At 69.4% G+C, this 6,848-nt stretch carries 4 protein-coding genes and 1 pseudogene; 2 read left to right on the forward strand and 3 right to left on the reverse strand.

Going from position 1 to position 6,848, the window contains the following annotated elements; translation table 11 throughout:
- The 3 genes from AC08ON_RS14905 to AC08ON_RS14915 form a co-directional block, all read right to left on the reverse strand.
- On the reverse strand, positions 1-334 hold a 334-nt coding region (locus AC08ON_RS14905), incomplete at its 3' end, for a DUF3145 family protein (protein ID WP_476617178.1).
- Between the two features lie 290 nt (positions 335-624).
- On the reverse strand, positions 625-1,569 hold the full coding sequence (locus tag AC08ON_RS14910; protein ID WP_476608009.1) for an SPFH domain-containing protein: 945 nt from the start codon (positions 1,567-1,569) through the stop codon (positions 625-627).
- A 187-nt stretch (positions 1,570-1,756) separates the two neighbouring features.
- Positions 1,757-2,191 carry an NfeD family protein gene (locus tag AC08ON_RS14915; RefSeq protein WP_476608010.1) on the reverse strand — a complete coding sequence of 145 codons (435 nt, stop codon included), beginning with the start codon at positions 2,189-2,191 and terminating at the stop codon, positions 1,757-1,759.
- Positions 2,192-2,316: 125 nt separating this feature from the next.
- On the opposite strand from AC08ON_RS14915, the gene glgX reads away from it, so the two are divergent.
- Together glgX and treY are read left to right on the forward strand one after the other, a co-directional pair.
- On the forward strand, positions 2,317-4,593 hold the full coding sequence (gene glgX / locus AC08ON_RS14920) for a glycogen debranching protein GlgX (protein WP_476608011.1): 2,277 nt from the start codon (positions 2,317-2,319) through the stop codon (positions 4,591-4,593).
- 37 nt (positions 4,594-4,630) lie between these two features.
- Positions 4,631-6,848 (forward strand): annotated as a pseudogene (gene treY, locus AC08ON_RS14925) (malto-oligosyltrehalose synthase); the annotation flags it as partial.

Here is a 6,848-nt window from a genome sequence, read left to right on the forward strand (position 1 = left end):
CTCCCGCTAGATCGGGGGTGTAGGAGTACCGCTCGGCGTCACACCCTGGTGAGGGTCCCTCGACGGTCTCGAACGTGACATGCCCGAGCCGGCGCAGCGCGCCAGCCACCCGCCCCGCGGTAGCAGGCGACGCCCGCCACTCCAGCCCGGCGAAGAGAAATCCGGGCATGCCGGGCTGCGCCGTCCAGGTCAACGACACTGGCGACGACAGAACGCCGGACACGGTGAACTCCAGGTGCGGGCACAGCGCCGGCGGACAGGCGAGAACCGCCAGCTTGCCCGGCACGGCGAAGGACGACGAGCCGGATGACAGCTCACGAGCTGTCGGGGACATTGCGACCACGCGGGACCTCCGTCGACGAGGAACGCCTTCCCCTGCGCCCGTCGACCCGCCCCCGTTCGGCTGAGTGAATCGTCCCATGGTCCGGCTCAGCGGACTAGCCCTACCTCCTCCTGAAGTATCACTAAATGGCCGGAAGTCTTGTCCGCACCAACCATTGGTGACGGGCTCGGGATGAGCCGATCGGGCAGGTCATCCGAGGAGGCGGGTCACCCGAAAAGATCAGGCGACGACGGCCGACGAGCCGCCGGACCGACGAGCCGCCGGACCGGTAGACCCGGGAGTTACGAACCGGTTGACGGAGGTCCCGCGGACGGACCCTCGGAGGGCGCGGGACGGGCCCCGACGGTCTTGTCCGCCTGGTCCGCACCGCCGAACAGGCCGCCGAGGCCGCCGAGGGCGGTGGTCAGCTCGCTGGGCACGATCCACAACTTGCTCGCCTGCCCCTGGGCGATCCGCGGCAGCGTCTGCAGATACTGGTAGGCTAGCAGTTTCTGGTCCGCGTCACCCTCGTGGATCGCCCGGAAGACGGTGTCGATCGCCTGGGCCTCGCCCTGAGCGGTGAGGATCTGCGCCTCCCGCTCCCCCTCGGCCCGCAGGATCGCGGCCTGCTTCTCCCCCTCGGCCCGCAGGATCTCGCTCTGCTTGACGCCTTCCGCGGTCAGGATCGCGGCCCGGCGGTCCCGCTCGGCCCGCATCTGCTTCTCCATCGAGTCCTGGATGGACTTCGGCGGATCGATGGCCTTGAGCTCCACCCGGTTGACCCGGATTCCCCACCTTCCGGTGGCCTCGTCGAGCACGCCGCGCAGCTGCCCGTTGATCTGGTCCCGCGAGGTGAGAGTCGCCTCCAGGTTCATCCCACCGATCACGTTGCGCAGAGTGGTGACGGTCAGCTGCTCGATCGCCCGGATCACGTTCGCGATCTCGTAGGTCGCCGCCCGCGGGTCGGTGACCTGGAAATAGATCACCGTGTCGATCCCGACCACCAGGTTGTCCTCGGTGATCACCGGCTGCGGCGGGAAGCTGACCACCTGCTCCCGAAGGTCGATGCGGTCACGCACCCGGTCGACAACCGGGACCAGGATCGCGAGGCCCGGCGTCAGCGTGCGGTGATACCGGCCCAGCCGTTCGATGACCATCGCGCGCGCCTGCGGCACGATGCGCACCGCCCGGACCAGAAAAATCAGTAGGACCACCGCGATCATCGCGGCGGCGATCACTCCTGCCATGGCGTACCCCTCACTGTCAGCCCCCTCGATGTCGGCCGTCCCGATGCCGGCCGTCCCGATGCCGGCCGTCCCGATGCCGGCCGTCCCGATGCCGGCCGTCCCGATGCCGGCCGGTTGAAGGCCTGCCGGCCCGATGCCGGCGCTGTCACATCCACTGGCATCGCCGGGGGCGCCGGGGCCCCGGTCGTCAGAGCTCGAAACTGTGGACGATGGCGGTGGCACCATCGATGCGCAGCACCCGCGCCTCGCTGCCGGCCTCGAGCACGGTGGTGGTGGGGTAGGACCGGGCCGACCAGATCTCTCCTTTGATCTTCACGCGACCCCCGCCGCCGTCGACCCGCTCCACCACCATCGCGCGCTCTCCGACGAGCGCGTCGGTACCCGTGAGCAGGGGCGGCGTACGTTGCAGCTGACGCTTCGCCACCGGACGCAGCCCCAGCCCGAATCCACCCGCCGCGACCACGAAGGCGACGATCTGCCAGACCAGATCGACGCCGAGCAGCGCGACACCGGCCCCGATGAGCGCGGCCAGCGCGAACATCGCCAGCGTCAGGTCCAGCGTCAGTAGTTCGCCGACGACCAGGGCGCCGGCGATGACGATCCAGATCGTCCCGTCGGACATGACTCCATGATAGACTGCGGCGTTCAGCAGGCGATCAAAGAATCTTCAAGGATCGCAGGCGCCGCGAACCCGGGATGAAGCGACCCCGGCCCGCGAATACCGTTCGGCCCGTAGGCTTCGGTCGTATGTCACAGGTATGGCCCGGCAGCCCCTATCCCCTGGGCGCCACATACGACGGATCGGGCACAAATTTCGCGATCTTCTCCGAGGTCGCCGACCGGGTCCAGCTGTGCCTGTTCGACGACGCGGGCAACGAGGAGCGGATCGACCTGCGGGAACGGGACGCCTTCGTCTGGCACGCCTACCTTCCCACCGTGGGACCGGGCCAGCGCTACGGCTATCGGGTCCACGGGTCCTACGACCCCGCCCGAGGGCTGCGCTGCAACCCCACCAAGCTCCTCCTCGACCCGTACGCGAAGGCGGTCGACGGGGAGGTCGCCTGGGACCAGGCGGTGTTCCCCTACACCTTCGGCGACCCCGACAGCGTCAACGACTCCGACTCCGGTCCCCACATGATGAAGTCGGTGGTAATCAGCCCGTTCTTCGACTGGAACGGGGACCGCCCGCCACGCCGGCCCTACAACGAGTCGGTGATCTACGAGGCGCATGTCCGGGGGCTGACCAAGAACCATCCCGGCCTGCCGGAGGAGTACCGCGGGACCTACGCGGGAGTCGCCCACCCGGTGATGATCGACCACTATCGCAAGCTCGGCGTGACCGCGATCGAGCTGCTGCCGGTGCACCAGTTCGTCCATGACGAGCATCTGGTCAGCCGCGGGCTGCGCAACTACTGGGGCTACAACTCCATCGCGTTCCTGGCGCCGCACAGCGGCTACTCCGCCTCCGGCGGCCACGGCCGCCAGGTGCAGGAGTTCAAGGGAATGGTCAAGAACCTGCACGAGGCCGGGATCGAGGTGATCCTCGACGTCGTCTACAACCACACCGCCGAGGGCAACCACATGGGTCCGATGCTGTGCTTCCGCGGCATCGACAACAGCGCCTACTACCGGCTCGTGGACAACCGTCCCCAGTACTACATGGACTACACGGGCACCGGCAACAGCCTGCGGGTACGACACCCACACGTGCTACAACTGATCATGGACTCGCTGCGTTACTGGGTCACCGACATGCACGTGGACGGGTTCCGGTTCGATCTCGCGGCGACCCTGGCCCGGGAGTTCTACGACGTCGACCGGCTGTCATCGTTCTTCGACCTCGTCCAGCAGGATCCGGTGGTCTCCCAGGTCAAGCTGATCGCGGAACCGTGGGACCTCGGCGAGGGCGGTTACCAGGTGGGGAACTTCCCCCCACTGTGGACCGAGTGGAACGGTAAATACCGCGACACCGTCCGCGGCTTCTGGCGCGGGCAGGACCACGGGATCGCCGAGTTCGCCTCCCGGCTGACCGGATCGAGCGACCTGTACGAGAACAGCGGGCGCCGGCCGTGGGCATCGATCAACTTCATCACCGCGCACGACGGGTTCACCCTGCACGACCTGGTCTCCTACAACGAAAAACACAACGAAGCCAACGGCGAGGACAATCGGGATGGTTCCGACGACAACCGGTCGTGGAACTGCGGAGTCGAAGGGCCCACCGACGACCCGACCGTCCTGTCCCTGCGCGCCGCGCAGACCCGTAACCTGCTGACGACGCTGTTGCTGTCCCAGGGGGTGCCGATGCTGGTCGCCGGAGACGAGATGGGACGCACCCAGCAGGGCAACAACAACGCGTACTGCCAGGACAACCCGATCTCCTGGCTGGACTGGTCCGACGCCGAGCGCAACGCCGACCTGATCGAGTTCACCGGCATGCTGTCAAGGCTGCGCCATGATCATCCGATCTTCCGCCGCCGCCGGTTCTTCCAGGGCAAGTCGCTGCGCGGGCAGGGCGGCACGACGCACGGCGCGGCCGAGGCGGTCACCGGCGGGCAGGCGGGCGGCCAGGACGCGGACGGCAGCGGCGGGCGCTCCGGCGACGGGCTCTCCGGCGACGACCCCGCCGTCAAGGACATCGCCTGGCTCCGCCCGGACGGCACGGAGATGTCCGACAGCGACTGGGAGTCCGGGACGGCGCGATCACTCGGCGTCTACCTCAACGGTGAGGGGATACCGGACCCCGACGCGCTGGGCCAGGCCATCATCGACGACTCGTTCCTGCTGTTCTTCAATGCCCACCACGAACCGGTCGGGTTCCAGGCGCCGGCGACCAGTTTCGGCAGTTCGTGGGAGATCGTCGTCGACACCCGGGCGTCGACGGCCGAGGTCGACGCCCGGCTCAGCGACACCGCGCTGCTCCACTCGGCCCTCGATCCCGCGAGCATGGGAAGGGCCGTGAAGGCCGGCGATCCCATCGGACTCGACGCCCGCTCGACCGTCGTGCTGCGCCGTGTCAGCTGACCCGACGCACCCGGACGGGGGGTACGGCGCCGACCGGGTGGTACCGACCGCCACCTACCGGCTCCAGCTCAATCTGGACTTCTCCCTCACCGATGCGGCGGTCGTCGTCCCCTACCTGGCCACGCTCGGCGTCTCCCACCTGTACCTCTCGCCCGTGCTGGAGGCCGCGCCCGGCTCGACCCACGGCTACGACGTCGTCGAGCACGGGCAGATCAATCCCGAGCTGGGGGGGCCGGCGGGCTGCGCCGGCTCGTCGCCGCGTGCCGCAAGGCGGGACTCGGCCTGATCGTCGACGTCGTCCCCAACCACATGGCGATCGCCCCGGAAACGACGAACGCGGCCTGGTGGTCGGTGCTGCGCGAGGGACCCGAATCCCCCTACGCCAGCTGGTTCGACATCGACTGGGCCTCCCCCGACGACCCCGGCCGGGTGTTGGTGCCGATCCTGGGCGCCGGGCTCGCCGACTGCCTGGCTGCCGGGGAGATCTCCGTCGAACAGGACGAGGACGGCGACTGGGTCGTCGTCTACTACGACCACGTGCTGCCCGTCGCCGCGGGCACCGCCAACCCCGACGACGTCGCCGCGACCCTCGACGCGCAGTTCTACCGGCTGTGCTGGTGGCGGGTCGCCGCGACCGAGCTGAACTACCGGCGGTTCTTCGATATCACGACCCTGGCCGCGCTGCGCCAGGAGGACCCGGACGTGTTCGCCGCCACGCACCGGATTCTCATCGAACAGGTCCGCGCGGGGACCTTCGACGGGCTGCGCATCGACCATCCGGATGGGCTCGCGGACCCGGAAGATTACCTGCGCCGGCTGTCGGAGGCCACCGGCGGGGTGTGGACCGTCGTCGAGAAGATCCTGGAGGATGACGAGGCGCTGCCGGACACCTGGGCCTGCGACGGCACCACCGGCTACGAGGGGATCGGCCGGCTGACCCGGCTGTTTCTCGACCCGATGGCGGGTCACCCCCTCGCGGTGCTCTACGGCGAGATCACCCGTGCGGACCCCGACTACGAGGCCGAGGCGCGGGCCGCCAAGCTCGACGTCCTCGCGGGCGTGCTCCAGCCCGAGGTGGACCGGCTGACGAGCCTCGCGCTCGGGGAGGCCAGGGAGGCCCGGGCCGACCTCACCCGAACCGGTCTGCACGAGGCGATGTGCGAGATCCTCGCCGCCTTCGACGTCTACCGGGCCTACATCCGCCCGGACGGCACGCCGAGCCTGGAGGCCCGCGGGCACGTGGTCCGCGCCTGCGAGCAGGCCCGGTCCCACCTGCCGGGGCGGGCGACCGAGGTCGATCTTATCGAGGACCTGGCGCTGGGCGGACCGGCCGAGTTCGTCGTCCGGTTCCAGCAGACCTGTGGGCCGGTGATGGCCAAGGGCATCGAGGACACCGCCTTCTACCGGTATGCCCGGTTGCTGGCCCTGAACGAGGTCGGCGGCAACCCCGGCCGCTTCCCGGCGTTCACGACCGGGCACCCACGCAGCGCCGTCACCGAGTTCCACGAGGCGAACCTGTCGGTCCAGCGAAACTGGCCACTGACGATGACCACCCTGTCCACGCATGACACCAAGCGGTCGGAGGATGTGCGGGCCCGGCTCGCGGTGCTGTCTGAGGACCCCCGCGGCTGGGCCGAGGTGGCCGGCAGGCTCGCGCGGCTCGGGGAACGCCACCGCGACACCGAGCAGGGCTGGCCCGACCGGGTCACCGTCTACTTCCTGCTGCAGACCCTGGTCGGCGCCTGGCCGCTGCCCGCCGACCGGGCCACGCAGTACATGCTCAAGGCCGTCCGGGAAGCGAAGACCCACACGAGCTGGACCGACCAGGACCCCGGCTACGAGGCGGCCCTGACGAACTACATCGAGTCAGTGCTGGAGGACGACGAGTTCGTCGGCATCCTGGAGCGGTACGTCGCCACGCTGGTGGAGCTGGGCCGGCAGAACTCGCTGGCCCAGAAGCTGCTCCAGCTGACCATGCCAGGGGTGGCGGACGTGTACCAGGGCCAGGAGCTGTGGGATCTCTCCCTCGTCGATCCGGACAACCGGCGGGCGGTCAACTACGGTGACCGCACCAAGCTGCTCGCCGAGATCGGTGTGGAGTCGACCGCCGAGACCGGTGCGCCGCGGCGCCCGCCGACCCTCGACGACTCCGGCGCGGCGAAGCTGCTCGTCGTCGCCCGGGCGCTACGGACCCGCCGCGACCATCCCGAATGGTTCGGGGCGGACGCGATCTACCGGCCGCTGTGGGCCTCCGG

This window comes from Frankia sp. CoWAU3 (assembly GCF_977971855.1).

Bases quoted from the DNA above. Each gene is read 5' to 3' on its own strand.
- glgX (WP_476608011.1), top strand. From the start codon at position 2,317: ATGTCACAGGTATGGCCCGGCAGCCCCTATCCCCTGGGCGCCACATAC.
- AC08ON_RS14910 (WP_476608009.1), bottom strand. From the start codon at position 1,569: ATGGCAGGAGTGATCGCCGCCGCGATGATCGCGGTGGTCCTACTGATT.
- AC08ON_RS14915 (WP_476608010.1), bottom strand. From the start codon at position 2,191: ATGTCCGACGGGACGATCTGGATCGTCATCGCCGGCGCCCTGGTCGTC.